Source organism: Streptomyces davaonensis JCM 4913 (assembly GCF_000349325.1).
Lineage (GTDB): Bacteria > Actinomycetota > Actinomycetes > Streptomycetales > Streptomycetaceae > Streptomyces > Streptomyces davaonensis.
Genome location: NC_020504.1, coordinates 8,613,074 through 8,626,064 on the forward strand (window position 1 = coordinate 8,613,074; position 12,991 = coordinate 8,626,064).

At 70.7% G+C, this 12,991-nt stretch carries 16 protein-coding genes and 1 pseudogene; 11 read left to right on the plus strand and 6 right to left on the minus strand.

Features of this window, described 5'->3' with window-relative positions; translation table 11 throughout:
- Positions 1 to 8 precede the first annotated feature (8 nt).
- The 6 genes and pseudogenes from BN159_RS38010 to BN159_RS38035 form a co-directional block, all read right to left on the minus strand.
- Positions 9 to 473, minus strand: coding sequence for a DUF6238 family protein (locus tag BN159_RS38010; RefSeq protein WP_015662372.1), 465 nt, complete (start codon positions 471 to 473; stop codon positions 9 to 11).
- A gap of 48 nt (positions 474 to 521) precedes the next feature.
- Entirely contained in the window at positions 522 to 1,994 is a 1,473-nt protein-coding gene (locus tag BN159_RS38015) for an SCO6880 family protein (protein ID WP_015662373.1), read from the minus strand.
- An 89-nt stretch (positions 1,995 to 2,083) separates the two neighbouring features.
- A pseudogene (locus BN159_RS38020) lies at positions 2,084 to 3,435 on the minus strand (SCO6881 family protein).
- Between the two features lie 35 nt (positions 3,436 to 3,470).
- Positions 3,471 to 4,151 carry a hypothetical protein gene (locus BN159_RS38025; protein ID WP_015662376.1) on the minus strand — a complete coding sequence of 227 codons (681 nt, stop codon included), beginning with the start codon at positions 4,149 to 4,151 and terminating at the stop codon, positions 3,471 to 3,473.
- A complete protein-coding gene (locus BN159_RS38030; RefSeq protein ID WP_015662377.1) occupies positions 4,151 to 4,468 on the minus strand; it encodes a DUF6112 family protein in 318 nt (105 codons plus the stop codon). The genes BN159_RS38025 and BN159_RS38030 overlap by 1 nt, the downstream gene beginning before the upstream one ends.
- A 142-nt stretch (positions 4,469 to 4,610) precedes the next feature.
- Entirely contained in the window at positions 4,611 to 5,741 is a 1,131-nt protein-coding gene (locus BN159_RS38035; protein ID WP_015662378.1) for a C40 family peptidase, read from the minus strand.
- Between the two features lie 521 nt (positions 5,742 to 6,262).
- On the opposite strand from BN159_RS38035, the gene BN159_RS38040 reads away from it, so the two are divergent.
- The 11 genes from BN159_RS38040 (at position 6,263) to BN159_RS38090 (ending at position 12,964) form a co-directional block, all read left to right on the plus strand.
- Positions 6,263 to 7,018, plus strand: a complete 756-nt coding sequence (locus BN159_RS38040; protein ID WP_015662379.1) for a DNA-methyltransferase — start codon at positions 6,263 to 6,265, stop codon at positions 7,016 to 7,018.
- A gap of 312 nt (positions 7,019 to 7,330) precedes the next feature.
- Positions 7,331 to 7,888 (plus strand): DUF4913 domain-containing protein, encoded by a 558-nt coding sequence (locus tag BN159_RS38045; RefSeq protein ID WP_193384356.1) that lies wholly within the window; start codon positions 7,331 to 7,333, stop codon positions 7,886 to 7,888.
- Complete coding sequence (locus BN159_RS38050) at positions 7,885 to 8,373, plus strand: hypothetical protein (RefSeq protein WP_015662381.1); 489 nt, start codon at positions 7,885 to 7,887, stop codon at positions 8,371 to 8,373. The genes BN159_RS38045 and BN159_RS38050 overlap by 4 nt, the downstream gene beginning before the upstream one ends.
- The gene (locus tag BN159_RS38055; protein ID WP_015662382.1) at positions 8,370 to 9,089 is read left to right on the plus strand and encodes a DUF3631 domain-containing protein; all 720 of its coding nucleotides are present in this window, start codon (positions 8,370 to 8,372) and stop codon (positions 9,087 to 9,089) included. Before BN159_RS38050 ends, BN159_RS38055 begins: the two co-directional genes overlap by 4 nt.
- Before the next feature lie 29 nt (positions 9,090 to 9,118).
- Positions 9,119 to 9,580, plus strand: coding sequence for a GNAT family N-acetyltransferase (locus tag BN159_RS38060; RefSeq protein WP_015662383.1), 462 nt, complete (start codon positions 9,119 to 9,121; stop codon positions 9,578 to 9,580).
- Complete coding sequence (locus BN159_RS45905) at positions 9,577 to 10,416, plus strand: hypothetical protein (protein ID WP_015662384.1); 840 nt, start codon at positions 9,577 to 9,579, stop codon at positions 10,414 to 10,416. Before BN159_RS38060 ends, BN159_RS45905 begins: the two co-directional genes overlap by 4 nt.
- A complete protein-coding gene (locus tag BN159_RS38070) occupies positions 10,311 to 11,027 on the plus strand; it encodes a hypothetical protein (protein WP_063608111.1) in 717 nt (238 codons plus the stop codon). The genes BN159_RS45905 and BN159_RS38070 overlap by 106 nt, the downstream gene beginning before the upstream one ends.
- Before the next feature lie 198 nt (positions 11,028 to 11,225).
- Entirely contained in the window at positions 11,226 to 11,573 is a 348-nt protein-coding gene (locus tag BN159_RS38075) for an SH3 domain-containing protein (RefSeq protein WP_015662386.1), read from the plus strand.
- A 61-nt stretch (positions 11,574 to 11,634) separates the two neighbouring features.
- The gene (locus BN159_RS38080) at positions 11,635 to 12,093 is read left to right on the plus strand and encodes a hypothetical protein (RefSeq protein ID WP_015662387.1); all 459 of its coding nucleotides are present in this window, start codon (positions 11,635 to 11,637) and stop codon (positions 12,091 to 12,093) included.
- The gene (locus tag BN159_RS38085) at positions 12,090 to 12,530 is read left to right on the plus strand and encodes a hypothetical protein (protein WP_015662388.1); all 441 of its coding nucleotides are present in this window, start codon (positions 12,090 to 12,092) and stop codon (positions 12,528 to 12,530) included. The genes BN159_RS38080 and BN159_RS38085 overlap by 4 nt, the downstream gene beginning before the upstream one ends.
- An 11-nt stretch (positions 12,531 to 12,541) precedes the next feature.
- The gene (locus BN159_RS38090; RefSeq protein WP_015662389.1) at positions 12,542 to 12,964 is read left to right on the plus strand and encodes a hypothetical protein; all 423 of its coding nucleotides are present in this window, start codon (positions 12,542 to 12,544) and stop codon (positions 12,962 to 12,964) included.
- Positions 12,965 to 12,991: the final 27 nt, after the last annotated feature.

Genomic DNA, 12,991 nt, shown 5'->3' on the forward strand with positions numbered 1-12,991 from the left:
TGATGGGTCTACTGGGCGCAGGTAGTGGTGCGGCCGGGCACCGGGGTGTTGAGGTCGGCCGGTGTGGTCTTGCGGCGTACGACGTGGCTGGCGGCGAGGTGGCGTTGGCAGATGGTCAGGACGGGCGGTCCCTCGGGGAGGCGCTCGGGGTGGCATTCGGTGCCGGTCGCGTCCGCCACGGGCAGGAGGTGGAAGGCGTCGTGGACAGCCGCTGTGGCTTGCCACAGCCGGGTATGGGCGGTGGCGAGCTGTCGGCCGGCGGCAGGATGCGGGGGCCGGGTGGTCTCGGCGAGCTGGTCGAGCAGCTGGTGCAGCGCGGTCAGATGGGCATGCAGCACGTCGAGGTGCGCGCGGTCGGTGGCCGAGGCCGGGTGCGGGGCGCGCGGGGCGAGGGTGCGCGTGTGGTGGCGGATGCCGGCGCTGGCGGCCCGCAGGTACGGGTACGCGTCACCGACGGGAATGGCAGAGGTCAAAGGGGAAAGGTTCCTTCCTGCCGCGTCGGCGGGTGGCCGGTGCGGGGGCTACAGGGCGGTGCGGGCGAGCGGGAGGGCCCCGAGCGTGAATGCGTCGGGCTGTTGGAAGTTCAGGCGGCGAAGGTCGACTTGGGCGGTGACCGCGGCGGTTTCGATCTGCGCGCAGGCGGCGTCGAGGAGGGCGTCGGTTTCGGCGCTCACGGTGAGCAGTCCGGTCAGGGCGACGTCCGCGTGCCCGGCGATCAGCTGACGCTCGCGGGTTTTGACGTCCGCGTACTCGACGCTGTCGGCTTCGGAGTCGACCTGCCCGCGTCGCGACCGCTCGTTGGCGTCAGCGATGATCGCCGCCTTCTTGCGCTGCACGTCGCGCATCGCGGACTCGAGCCCCTGGGGCACGTAGATGAGGGAGAGGGTGCGGCGGACTCCGGCGGTGAACATCAGCCCGTGGAGGAAGCCCGCCGAGGTTTCGGTGCGGGGCCAGTCCTCGACCCAGTAGGTGGCGTGCCGGGCGGAGTCGGTGGCCAGCCGGTCGTACTCCTCGACCTGCACGACAGGGCCGGCGGCGGCCGGGTCGGCTTTGGCGCGCCCGGACTCCGACCACTGCTGCAGGGCGGAGAGCGCCCCCGGGTCGTAGGCAGTGCGGATGACGGCCGCGATCTCGCGCGCCGAGAGCCAGCCGGTCACCATCAGCCCGGCGCTGCGCGCGGCCTGCGCGATCGAGCTGGTGGTCTGCTCCATCACGGTGAAGGCGCCCGGAAGTCCGCCGCCTGCCTGCGAGATGAGGCGCTTGGCGGCTTTGAGGTCGAGGGAGATGGCCAGGTACGCCTCGTGCGGGGCGGCGGCCGGTCCGGCGGAGGCGACCAGTTCGCTGTAGACCTGTCCGGCCACCGGGGTCTCGGGGTAGCCCTGGCGGGTCCAGTGGCGGGCGAGGGTGTCGCCGCTGTCGGGGACGGTGCGCTCCAGGACCTGCACGGTGGCGACGTGACCGGTGCGGGCGATGCCGGCAAGTGCCCGTCCCCACCCGGCGACGTTGTGGTTCTGCGTCGCGGGATCCAGCAGGGCGAAGGCGCGGCTGGAGACGCGGGCGATGGCAGTCAGGGTCTGGTGGTGCGGGTCGTGGATGGCGGAGGCGCCGTTGGCGGAGTCGCCGGGGGCGACCACGCGCAGCGAGGCGGCGGTGCCGGGCAGGTGCAGGACGCCGTCCTGGCGGGGGCGGGTGACGGGCCGGGCGAGCCACAGGGTCTGTCCGGTGCGGCGCCGCTGCGCGAATCGCAGGACGATCGGCGCCCAGTCGATCAGCGAGCGGCCGTGCCGACGGATGGCGACCAGGGCGGCGACCACGGCCCACAGCGGTGTCAAGGCGATGACACCGAGCAGGCCGGTGGATACCACCGTGCCAAGCAGGAGCGCCAACGCGCAGGAGACCAATACGAGTTGCGGCAAGGAGAGGCCGAGCAGGATGCCGCGCCGGGACCGGTGGGGGAATTTGACGGTGAGCGGTGTGACGGTGAGATCAGACAAGGGCCGTTCCGGGGGTGCGCGGGGCGGTGGCCGGGGCGGCACGCGGCGAAGGAGTGCGCGGCGCGTGCCGCCCCGGAGTCGGGCAGGGGCTACAGGCCGGCGGGCGGGGGCAGCGGTGTGCCGGTCTCGCCGGAGGTTCCGGCCGAGTTCGGTGCCGGCGGGGCGCCCTGCGGCGGGGGCGTGGAGGCGCCGGCGCCGGGCTGCGACATGAAGCCGCTGCCGCCGCTGGGCGCGGATGCGGCACTGCCGCCGCCTCCGGGCGCGCCGCCTACCTGACCGCTGGTGTGGTCGCTGGGGCTGGTCGGGGTGGCTGAACGGCCTTCTCCAGGCCGTTCTTTATCCCGTCGCCTCCGGAACCTGGGGAGCCTTGGCCTTCCTGGCCGCCGCCTCCGGTGGGGTTGGCGGCGATGTCGCCAGGGAATCCGCCGCCCGCGGCCTCGGGCCCGGCGGCGCCCGCTCCGGCTGCCGCGCCGCCCGTTCCGGCGGTGGCGACCGCGGCGGCGGCCTTGCGGGTGGCCTTCTCGGCGTGCTGCTTGGCGAGCTGGGCGCCTGCACCACCGGCTCGGTGAATCGATTCTCCGTCCGTGCCCTCGGCCGCCCAGTGGACGAATTTGAAGGTGGCGTACGGGCAGAGCAGCACGAGCACCATGATCACGATGCCTGCCATGACATCGGCGAGTGCGCCCAGGCCGTCCTTGGCCTCGGTCTTGCCCATGGCAGCGATGCCGAGCACGAAGATGATCGTCATCAGCAGTTTGCTGACGACGAGGGTGGCGGTGGCCTCGATCCAGCCGCGCCGCCAGCGGCGGGCGACCTCCCAGCCTCCGCCGGCGCCCGCGAAAACGGCGAGTGTGACCATGACGAGGATGCCGACCTTGCGGACCATCATCACGCACCAGTAGAGGAACGCGCCGATGGCGGCACCGAGCCCGGCGAACACGGCGACCAGCCAGCCCAGGCCCGCCAAGGAGGGGATCTGGGAGACCTTCACGATGCGGCGTACGGCCGTTTCGATGGACAGGTGTGATGCCTTGAACAGGCCGGCGGACAGGGCGTCGACCACTTCGATGGCGACGGTGGTCAGGGCGGTGGCGGCGAACGCGAAGATCACGCCCGAGGCGGTGCCGGTGAACGCCTGGGTGAGGGCCTGACCGTCGCGTTTGACGGCGGCCCGGATGAGCTGTGCGCAGAACGTCCCGACCAGGATGACCAGGCCGATCGGCAGCAGCATCTCGTAGTTGTCGCGGAACCATCCGGCGTTGAGGTCGACCTTGGTGGTGGCGTCGACCGCTTTGGCGGCCAGGTCGGCTGCGGCGGCGGCGAGTTCGCCGGCGCTCTTGGCCATCCAGTCGCCGATCGCCTTGCCGGGATCGGAGGCGAAGTCGACGGCGTCGCCGACGGCGCAGAGCTTGTCCGCTACGGGGAAGTCGCAGAAACCCAAGGGAAGTTGACCTCCTTATCTATCGGTGAGCTGGGTCACTGCGTGACGCTGGGGGCGATGGCGGCGAGAGTGCAGTCGTGGTTGGGCCGGCACTGCACGGCGAGGGTCACGGCGCGGTCCTCGGCTCCGCCGCCGCCCTTCTTCCACTCGATCTGCTGCTTGCCATTGACGGTGACGACGTAGATGTACGCCTCGGTGATCGCGGAAGGGTCCTCGGCGAGGGCCTGCTTGAACGCACCGGGGTAGTGGCCTTCGGTGACCGTGGCACTGGCGTGCTGGTCCTGGTCGGCCATGCGCGACCACAGCAGCGGATCGGGCACCTGACCGGACACCGAGGCCCAGTCGGTGTACTTGGTCTCCTTGGTCATCCACGCGCGCATGCCGGCGAGCTGCTGGTCCCGGGTGGTGTTGCGGGTGTCGTACGACCAGAGCATCGCCGCCGCGGCCTTGGCGAAGGCGACCGGCTCGGCGATCTGCGGGGGCTTAGGCACCGACCCCGACCCGGCCGCGGGCTCCGGTGCGCCCTCGGAGGGTGAGGAACTGCTGTTCTGCGAAGGCGTGTTGGCGCTCTGGTGGTGTTTGCCGCGGCCGGTGAACCAGGCGGCGGTCGCGGCGATGGCGAGCAGCGCGGTGATGACCAGGGCGACGATCGCGACGCGCTTGTTGGCGGACCAGGTCACGCCGTAGCCGGACAGGGAGGGGAGTCGATTCGGCATCAGTGGACCTGCGACCCCAGGCCGGAGAAGAACGCCACGATTCCGTTCGCGGCGCCGAGGCCGAGCGCGGCGCCGGCCGCGACGACCGCGCCCTTCTTTCCGTTGGCCTCGGCCTGGTGGCCACCAGTGTGGTGGCCCCAGGCCCACACGCCGAGGGAGACGGCCAAGGCGCCGACGACGGCGATGATCCCGAACATGTTGATGCTGTTGACGACGTTCTTCAGCACGGACAGGCCGGGCAGGCCGCCGCCCTTGGGGGAGATGCCTGGGTCGTAGGCGAGGAGGACGGCGGCGCGGTCTGCGAGAGGTATGGGCATAGGTGCGGCGGGGCTCCTTGCGTGCGCGGGCCGTGCAGGGGCCGGCGGAAGGGAAGAAAGAGAGAGGGGGAGGGGCGCGCTCGCGGCGCGTGAAGGGGGCCCGGCGGGCGTGGCCCGGGAGATGTCCGGGCGGCGCGCGGCGTCAGAGGATGCGGCGGACGGCCAAAATGTCCCAGTCCTTGATCGGGGTGATCCGGACCGGTTTCGAGGTGCGCGGCGCCTCGATGACGAGGCCCTCGCCCATGTACATGCCGACGTGTTCGGGCCGGACCGCGGTGCCGCGGCTGAAGATCAGGTCACCGGGCTTGAGGTTCTTCGCCGACACGGCCCTGCCCTCGCCCACCTGCGTGTACGTGGTGCGGGTGAGGTGGACGTCGGCGTGCGCGTACGCCTGCTGCATCAGCGAGCTGCAGTCGCAGCGGCCCATCGGGTCGGGGCCGTGGGCGTCGGTGCACGAGCCACCCCACTGGTAGAGCGTGCCGAGCTGGTGCATGGCCCACTCGATGGCCTTGCGGGCCTTCGGGTCGGCATCCTTGGGGATCTTGTATCCCTTCGGGACGCTGCCCTCGGGGATCCGTCCGAAGGAGGTGCCGTCCTTGTCCGGCGTGCACCCGCCGGAGGTGGACTCGGCATCCTTGTCCTTGGCCGAGTCCTTGGCGGTCTCGTCCTTGTCGGCGTTCGGGAACGTGGCGGCGATGGCCTTCTGCAGCGCGGTGGCGAGGTCCTCCCACTGCGCGTACGCGTCCGGGTAGCCGGACTTCTGGACGACCTGGGCGGCTTGGGTGACCTTCATCTGCTGCCAGCCGCCGACCTTGAGCAGTGCCTTGTAGAAGCGCTCGGAGGCGTAGATCGGATCGCGGATCTGCTGCGCGGTTCCCCACCCCTGGCTGGGGCGCTGCTGAAAGAGACCGAGGCTGTCCCGGTCCCCGGAGTTGAGGTTGCGCAGGCGTGATTCCTGCATCGCGGTGGCAATCGCAATGATCTGTCCCTTCTTGGGGACGTCAAGGCTGATGCCGGTGGCCACGATGGTCTGCGCGTTGGGGATCTGCTCGGCCGGAAGGTCAAGGCCCTGGATGTGGACGTCCTTGCCGGACGCGCCGTCGAGGAGCTTGGTGACTTCCTTGGTCACCTCGGCGGTGTCGATGCCGGTCAGGCATCCGCTGAAGGAGGAGGTGGTCGAGGCTTCGCTGGAGGACGCCATCATCATGGCGGTGCCGGCGAGCAGGAGCGGAGAGAGGACGACGACGCCGATGCCGGCGGCTATGCCCTTCAATCCGGTCCGCCTCCCGGAAGGCGGTCACGGGCCGGCGGACGGATCGCGGGCAGGGGAGGGTAGAGCGATGTCACAGCGAGGTCCTTGGTGAAGTCCCGGCGGCGCGTGCGTCATTGAGGAAAGGGCGCGGCGACCGGGTGGTGGGTAATTCGGGCGGCCCGGGTGCCGTTGCGAGTTGCCGCTCGCACCGGCACGGGGCGTCGGGTCAGGTGTGCCAGGACATGGGAATACCTCCACGAGGCAGGGGCGGGATGTGCCATCGGCGGTGTCCGCCGGGCAGTTCCAAAACAGTAAGGGCGGATCCCCGGTTGCCGAAATCGTGTCTGATCAAGGCTCTATTTCGGGGATTTCGGCGGCGATAGCGCTCAACCGGGGATCGTGCCCTACAGTTTTGACTCCTCCCCTCGCCCCCTCACGTCGCAGACCGCGGAGCCGTCCGCTCGCATTCGGTCCTGTGGGGTCATCCAGGCGAGCTGGAGTGCCTCTCCCTCATCTCACACGACCCGAATTGGGGTATCTCTTTGCCTTTTTCCCTGCACCAGGGCGACGCGCTCAGCGTCCTCGCCGAGCTGCCGGACAACTGCGTTGACTCCGTCATCACCGACCCGCCGTACAACTCGGGCGGGAGGACGGCGAAGGAGCGCACCTCCCGGTCCGCGAAGCAGAAGTACACGTCCGCCGACGCCGGCCACGAGCTGCCGGACTTCACCGGCGAGAACATGGATCAGAGGTCGTACGGGTTCTGGCTGACGCAGATCATGACCGAGGCGCACCGGCTCACCAAGGTCGGCGGCACCGCGTTGATCTTCACGGACTGGCGGCAGCTGCCGATCACGACGGACGCGATGCAGGCGGCCGGCTGGCTGTGGCGGGGCGTGCTCGCCTGGCACAAGCCGCAGGCCAGGCCGCAAAAGGGCCGGTTCACCCAGAACTGCGAGTTCATCGTCTGGGCGTCCAACGGCCCGATCGACGCCGCCCGCAACCCGGTCTACCTGCCTGGCCTCTACAGCGCTTCGCAGCCCAGCGGCAAGGCGCGCCAGCACATCACGCAGAAGCCCGTCTCCGTCATGCGGGAGCTGGTGCAGATCGCTCCGCAGGGCGGCGCGGTGCTCGACTTCACCTGCGGATCCGGCTCGACCGGGGTTGCGGCGCTGCTGGAGGGACGCGATTTCATCGGCGTCGAGAAGACCAAGCACTACGCCGAGATCGCCGCCGACCGCCTCACCGAGACGCTGCAACAGACCCTTTCCCAGGATGACTTGACGCTGACCGTCTGAGGCTGATCCTGGCGCGCGACGCGGCTATCGGTGCGCTTCGTACGTGTTCCCGCCGTGTCGCACGCAGCCTTATAGCAGCGAAGTCCCGGTTACCGAAACCGGGGATTCTCCGGATGGTTGGAGCCGCAATCAACGTCCTATGGCTGCGGCCCAAGGAGGCCCCTTTTCGTGCCTGAATCCATAAACCCCCCGGACAACGCGGAGAAGGATCCGGTCCAGATATCCGACCCTCCCCTCCCCTCGGAAGGGGAAGAGCTGGAGCCGGTTCGGCTGCCGGAGGCCGATCTGGCGAGAGTCGAGGCGAACGTCGCCATGCTGCTGGACCGATCCGCAGAGCACGGCCGCCAGATCGACAGCCTCGCCGCCGCACCACCGCCACCGGACTCGCCGTTCGCCGCTTACGGACTGCCGGGGTTCGCCGGCCTGCCGCCCACCCCCTCGCCCCCCGAGCCGCGTCCGATCCTCGAGCTGGAGGACGAGGAGTACGAGGACGAACTCGACGCCCTGTCCGACTGGGTCGACGACTTCCTCCTCCGGGTATACGGGGCAGAGGTCACCACCGCTGCCCCGTGGTGCGAGCAGTGGCAGGAGCACCCCGACGTCGTCGCCTGGCTTCACGCCCTGTGGCTGGCCTACCAGCAGCACAAGGACGCCGAAGCCGGACTGTCCGGCCTGTTCGTATGGCACCGGGACTTCCTCACCCACGCCATGGCCACCGTCCGAGCCCCCGGCGGCCCGCTGTCCGCGTGCATGACCGATCCGGATCGGCCCGCGCACCGACTGCTGCCCGGCCCCCGTCCCTCGATCCGGACCGCCTCCGCCACCGAGGAGCACGAGGAGACCGGCGAGCTGGGCCAGGCCGGCGGATGACCGGCCACGAGGACCGGCCGGCGTTCGGCCTGTCCTTCGACCCCCGCGCCCTGACCGATCTGCTGCAAGCGCCTGGCGACATTCGCGACCTGGCACTCGCCCAGCTCCAGGACGTCGTCAACGCCCGCCTGTTCGGCGCCAAGCTCACCCGCGACCTCGCCGGATGCCGCAAGGTCTACGTCGATCACCGCAACGCCTGGCGCATCGTCTACGCCCAGCGGCCGGCGCCCGCGAACTCCACGCACACCACCGAGATCCACGTCGTAGCCGTCCGCCCTCGCGAGGCGCACGACGTGTACGACACCGCCCGCGCCCGCCTCGGCATCCGTCGGCGACCCCTGGGCGAGCGCACCCACGCGGCCCGCACACGCTCGCCGCAGCTGGGCACGCGCCAGCCCGTACCCAAGCCGGGACCACCGCCTTACGCGATGCCCGGCCTTCCCCGACCCGCACTGTCCCCGACCCTGAAAGGCCCCGTTCGTTGACGCAGTTCCCCACCCTGATCGACCAGGTCGCCGCCGCCGTACTGGCGCCGGCCCAGGTCACCGAGAACCCGCACCACCGCGCCATCCTCGATGTGTTCGTCGAGATCCAGGACCTCGACCGGCAGCTCGCCGAGCTCGCCGGCGCCGAGCTTCCCGGCGTCAGTCCCGCTGAGCAGCTGAACACCCTGACCGACCTGCTGGTCGAACGGATGGCCGCCGGGGCAGACCTGAGCGCGCTCCTGGCCACCTCCTGCTGCTGCGCCGCCGCGTACGAGGCTGGACCCTCGGCCGAGTACGAACCGTTGGACGACGAGGAGCCCGGCTTCGACCCGGACTTCGACGACTTCGAGGGGTTCGACGACTTCGAAGAGCCCGGCGATCTGGACGACTTCGACGACCTCCACGAGGACGCGTGCGAGGAGTTCCTGTCCTGCCCCAGCGGCCCGCAGACGATCGTCCACGCCTGCCTCGCCGTCTTCGACGACGAGGGCGCCCCGGAGTACGTGAGCGCCGCGGAGCTGGTCGAGCGCCTGCGCGATCTGCCCGGTCAGGCCGAGGGACGCTGGAGCTACGCCGACCTCACCCCGCTGCGGCTGGGTCTGCTCCTGCGCGGCTACGGCGTCCAGCCGTGCAATCCACGGGCGGCCGACGGCAGCCGCTACCGGGCCTATCGGCGCGCTGACCTGCTGGCGGCCCGCCCGAACTGCTCCTGCTGAGGCACCCCGCCCTCGCGCGGAGTCGGCGGGTGACGGAGGCGGACTGGGACCTGGTCGCCGCCTTCCATGCGCAGTGCTCCGAGCAGAACCTGCTGCGCCGCTGGGGCCGTACCCGCCTGACGCCCCGCGACCTGTCCCGGCTGCTTGCCCACGCGCAGTGCTGGATCGGGCTCGCCGCCGACGAGCGGCCTGTGGCCCTCGTCTGCGTCGGGCCCGTCAGCCGGGAGCCGGGGGCCTTCGACCTCGGATTGCAGGTCGTCGACCACCGTCAGCGTCAGGGCATCGGCACGGCCCTGGCCCGCCAAGCCGCCCGCCTCGCCAGCGCGCGAGGAGCCCACACCCTGTCCGCGTTCACGCAGGTGGCGAATGGGCCCATGCTCCGGCTCCTCGACCGGCTCGGCCCGACGTCGCACACCCGCGACGGCCAGTACGTCGAGGTCCGACTCGCCCTGGACGCGCTCGCCCCGGACCCAGGAACCGCTGCGCCATGACCTCACCCCCATCCGACGGGCTGATACCCACCGCCCTCGACCAGCGGATCGAGACCGCCGTGGGCTACGGCGTCGAGGAGCTGCGCCGACACCGCGACGGCGGACTCCTCGACGCACCGCACGCAGCCCTAGCCGACGCGCATTGCGAGCTGGCGGCGGCCGAGCGGGACGTCACCTTCTACCGTGTCCGTCTCGCTCGCCTCGCCTCCAGCGAACTGCCCGTGGATCAGGCGCTGTTCGCTCGAATCGAGCGCACCCTCGATCAGCTGGCGACGGCAGCCGCCGTACGCGATGCGAAGCAATCCGTGTCAGCTGCAGCGCTGGCGCCGATCGAGGCCGCCGCTCCTCGGCAGACGCCACCGCAGATCGCGACGAAGGATGTGGCGGCTCTGATCGACATCGCCCAGGGCGCCAAGCTGCATGAACACCTCGTCACCCATCGCCTCGCCGTGGCGACGCCCACCCGCACCCGCATCTCCTACGCCCGGCTGCAGCACCTGGAGGAGATGGGCCTGGTGGAGCGCGACACCGCGCACCCGGTGCACGCCGGGCAGCCCGTCACTCTCACCGATGCCGGCCGCGCCGTACTGACCGCACCCCGCCGCGCGGGCCCGCCCGGGACCACGCCCACGCCCCTGCCGCCGGCCTCCCTGCCGTCTCCCGTACCCGCCGCTGAACCGCACTCCGTGCCACGCGCACGGCGCCGCCGGGGTCACGACCGAAAATACCGATGCCCACCTACGAACCCGATTTCCGCCTCGACGGATACGAAGCCGTCAACGACCACGTCGCCGATCAGTTCTGGGGGCACATCGGCATCGAGCAGGACTCGATGACCGTGCTCGCCGAGCACCACAGCGACGATGCCCAGCACAGCTTCTACGTGATACACAACCGCGCCGTCACCTGGGGCATCCCCGGAGAACCACAGCTGGTCGCCCTGCACCTCAAACGCGACCCGGCCGCGCGCACCTACCAGTTCGACCACGCGGAGCTGCCACTGCCGTCCATGGCACAGTCCTGGCTGATCGCCCGCGGCTGCCCCGAGGACAAGATCCTCCTGCCCGACGGCATGGGCACCACGGCCGCGAACGATGCTACCCGCGTGCTGGAGCAGCGCCTGCGCAGCGACGGCGACCACTTCGCCCTGCTCACCAGCTACACACGCGACGACGACCCGATCGAGACGACCGTGATGCTGCGCGCCGTCGACGAGAAGGCGGCACTGCCCTTCCGTGTGCTGCTCGAAGAGGTCGACACCACCGCGTGGACGCACACCCTGCGTGAGGGCGGCTTCGCCACCTTCGAGGCCGCCACTCAGTGGTGGGAAGCGCACTGGAACGGCGACGAGCCCTCGCTGCCAACGGCCTCGCCGGCGACCCGGCCCGTCACCGCCGTTCCTGGCCTGCTGGCACGCCCCGCCCCGACGCGCGGGCCGAGCCGTTGAACTCCCGCTGAACCGAGGGCATTTCACCTTTCTTCCCCGGCGAATTGCCGTCAGTCGTGTGCGAGGCGGCGCGGAACATAGCACGCAATCCCCGGTTACCGAAACCGGGGATTCTCCGGACTCTTGTTCTCAGCCCGCACGGCATCCGCCTGAGGCTGCTTCCGTATTCCCTCTCCACAGCATGGAGGTCAATTCCGCATGCGCACCTCCCGATTCGCCGCATCCATTGCCGTTCTTGGTGCACTGGCCCTCCCGGTCATATCCGCCCCGAGCGCGATGGCCGCACCCTCCAGCGCACCGGCCTCGGCTCCGGCCACCCGCCCGTGTGACCGGCTCGGACCGTGGGTGATCGGCACAAAGGCCGTGACGATCCGCGCCAAGGCGACCAGCAAGTCCACCGCCCGCGGCGTGCTCTACCGGGGTCACAAGTTCACCGTCCACAAGACGCACGGCAGCTGGCACTACATCACCGACAAGACCACCGGCGTAACGGGCTGGGTGTCCGGATCGTACGTCTACCGCGAGGTCTACATGTGCCTGGACTAGCCGACCGGCACCCCATTCCTCATTCCCACACCGGAATTCCCACAACGAAGGGAGCTTTTTCGTGCTCGACGCCAGCGAAGACGTGATGGGCGTCATTACCGAGCGCATCGAGGACCGATTCCAGATGCCGCTCGCCGACCTGCGCCGGGCTGTTGAGGCGGCACCGCAGGCCAATCCCGAGGCCACCACCGTCGTGGACTGGTACGGCCTGCTCGCCGAAACACAGCAGGCCCTCGACACCGCCGAGGACGCGCTCGTCGAGGCGCTGGGCACCCAGCCGCCGGATGTACTCGACGATCCCGTGATGGAGTTGGCCCACCAGGTCAACGCCGCGGTCGCCTCCCGCGACGGACGCGCCATGGTCGTGAAGTACCTCCTCGACCCCAACGCTCCCGGGAAGCGCGGACCCGGGGTCTGGCGCGGGGCGTCCCCGGCCGCCCGGCGCGCTCCGGCCCTGCCCACCTCTCCGCCCACGCTGCCCAGCACGCGGAACGCCGCGGCACGCGGGGCCACACGGTGAGCGTCATCGACAAGTCCAGCAGCCGTGATGCGGCCCTGGAGGAGGCGTTCGGGGCCAAGGTGGCCGAGCTGTACGCGCAGGCCGCCCGCGGCGAGGCCAATGCCGCACTCCAGCGGGCGCTGGAACTGCGCAGCTTCCTCGCCATCGCCGAGGAGCAGGTGGCCCGCGTCCGTGACCGCGTCCATGCCGCGACGGAACCCGACGGGGACATGGACGACCTGTCCGCCGAGGACCTGCGGTGGGACGCCCAGTGGCTGGAGGCGGCTCTGGCCGGCCGGGACGGATACACCGCCGCACTCGACGAGCTGCTGCGCACCATGCCGGCGTCGAACCAAGTAGCACCGCCACGTGCCGGGTTGAGTCCCAAGATCGCCGCCACCGCTCCGCCCGCCCCGGCAGCACCCCGCGCCGGGGCGGTGCGGATAAGACGTCCCTGAAAGTCCACCGATTGCCCCAGCCCGTCACCCCGTCCCATGCCGTTTCCCAGCTCGTCGCCACGCGCATCGAGGCGCTGTACGGACAGCCGCTCGCCGAACTCCAAGCCTTCGCCGACGCCACCCCCGAGGCCACGCTGCTCGCCGCCTTGATCGGCGCCCACGGCGACCTGGCCCTCGCCGAACGCAACATCGCCTTCCAACTGCAGCGGCTGCGCGAACTCACCGCCCCTGACCAGGAGATCGGCCGGTTCGCCGCCGGTCACATCCTCGACTGCGCCCGCCGCATCGCCGAGTCCGTCGCCACCCGTGACGCCTACGCCAAGAGCACCAGCGCGGTCCTGGGCGGCCTGCGCCGCGTGTCCGCCCCGGACACCCACCCGCCGGCTTTACCGGCCCCCGCCACACCGACGGCGACCACCTCCCGCACCCGCTGACCCACCCGTACCGCTTGAGGAGCCACC

Bases quoted from the DNA above. Each gene is read 5' to 3' on its own strand.
- BN159_RS38025 (WP_015662376.1), bottom strand. From the start codon at position 4,151: ATGCCGAATCGACTCCCCTCCCTGTCCGGCTACGGCGTGACCTGGTCC.
- BN159_RS38030 (WP_015662377.1), bottom strand. From the start codon at position 4,468: ATGCCCATACCTCTCGCAGACCGCGCCGCCGTCCTCCTCGCCTACGAC.
- BN159_RS38045 (WP_193384356.1), top strand. From the start codon at position 7,331: ATGCTGCTGGACCGATCCGCAGAGCACGGCCGCCAGATCGACAGCCTC.
- BN159_RS38050 (WP_015662381.1), top strand. From the start codon at position 7,885: ATGACCGGCCACGAGGACCGGCCGGCGTTCGGCCTGTCCTTCGACCCC.
- BN159_RS45905 (WP_015662384.1), top strand. From the start codon at position 9,577: ATGACCTCACCCCCATCCGACGGGCTGATACCCACCGCCCTCGACCAG.
- BN159_RS38070 (WP_063608111.1), top strand. From the start codon at position 10,311: ATGCCCACCTACGAACCCGATTTCCGCCTCGACGGATACGAAGCCGTC.
- BN159_RS38075 (WP_015662386.1), top strand. From the start codon at position 11,226: ATGCGCACCTCCCGATTCGCCGCATCCATTGCCGTTCTTGGTGCACTG.